Source organism: Vibrio sp. Vb1574 (assembly GCF_033338675.1).
Genome location: NZ_JAWOTC010000207.1, coordinates 1 through 1400, shown reverse-complemented (window position 1 = coordinate 1400; position 1400 = coordinate 1). Strand labels below are relative to the sequence as shown.

Below are 1400 nucleotides of genomic sequence, written 5' to 3'. Positions count from 1 at the left end.
GTGATTGCGGCTCATGAAGCAACCAACTCACTTGTTCTGACTGCGCCGCCAGATATCATGATGGCTTTGCAAGATGTAATTTCTCAATTAGATATTCGCCGTGCTCAGGTTCTGATTGAAGCCTTGATTGTTGAAATGGCCGAAGGTGATGGTATTAACCTAGGCGTTCAGTGGGGGTCACTAGAAACGGGTGCTGTGATCCAGTACGGCAACACAGGTGCGCCAATTGGCCAAGTCATGGTTGGTTTGGAAGAAGCGAAAGACGTTACCAAAACGGAAAGCTACTGGAATAGTGACACGAACAAGTGGGAAAACCGTCAGTACACTGAAGAAGGTGACTACTCAACACTTGCATCTGCTCTTGGCGGCGTAAATGTTGCCGCAATGAGCATCGTGATGGGTGACTGGACGGCGCTAATTAGTGCGGTTGCTTCGGATTCCAACTCAAACATCCTGTCTTCTCCAAGTATCACTGTGATGGATAACGGCGAAGCCTCATTCATCGTGGGTGAAGAAGTGCCTGTTATTACTGGCTCGACTGCTGGTTCAAACAACGACAACCCATTCCAAACTGTTGATCGTAAAGAAGTTGGTATCAAGCTCAAAGTTGTACCACAGATCAACGAAGGTGATTCTGTTCAGCTAAATATCGAACAAGAAGTCTCTAACGTATTGGGTGCCAATGGTGCCGTTGACGTTCGTTTCGCGAAGCGCCAACTTAACACTTCCGTGATGATCCAAGATGGTCAGATGCTGGTGCTAGGTGGTTTGGTTGATGAACGTGCACTAGAAAGTGAATCGAAAGTGCCACTGCTTGGTGATATTCCAGTATTGGGTCACTTGTTCAAATCAACCAGCACGCAAACCGAAAAACGTAACTTGATGGTCTTCATTAAGCCGACCATCATCCGTGATGGTATGACCGCAGATGGTATCACTCAGCGCAAATACAACTTTATTCGTGCAGAGCAGCTTTACAAAGCTGACCAAGGCTTGAAATTGATGCCAGATGAGAAGATCCCTGTGATCCCAGCATTTGGCCAAGATCGTAAGCATCCTGCTGAAATCCAAGCGTTTATCGATCAAATGGAAAAGAACTAATGGTAGATATGTTAGACACTGCGCCAAGTATGCGTCGTCTGCCATTCAGTTTTGCCAATCGCTTTAAACTGGTTTTGGAGACTGAGCATCCTGAGCGTCCTCCAATTCTTTACTACGTGGAGCCGCTAAATCCTGCGGCTCTGGTTGAAGTACGTCGCGTGCTTAAGCGCAGCTTCGTGCCTCAAGCCATCGACAAAGAATCCTTCGATAAAAAGCTGACTGAAGCGTATCAACGTGATTCATCAGAAGCTCGTCAATTGATGGAAGATATCGGTGCCGACAGTGATGATTTCTTCTCG

Annotated in this window: 1 protein-coding gene and 1 pseudogene; both read left to right on the top strand. The window is 46.8% G+C overall.

Translation table 11 applies throughout. The annotated features are described in order from the left end of the window. A partial coding sequence (locus R7O12_RS24855) for a type II secretion system protein GspD (protein ID WP_318126720.1) occupies positions 1–1101 on the top strand: 1101 nt, incomplete at its 5' end. Continuing rightward, positions 1101–1400, top strand: a pseudogene (locus R7O12_RS24850) (type II secretion system protein GspE); the annotation flags it as partial. The gene R7O12_RS24855 and the pseudogene R7O12_RS24850, both read left to right, overlap by 1 nt.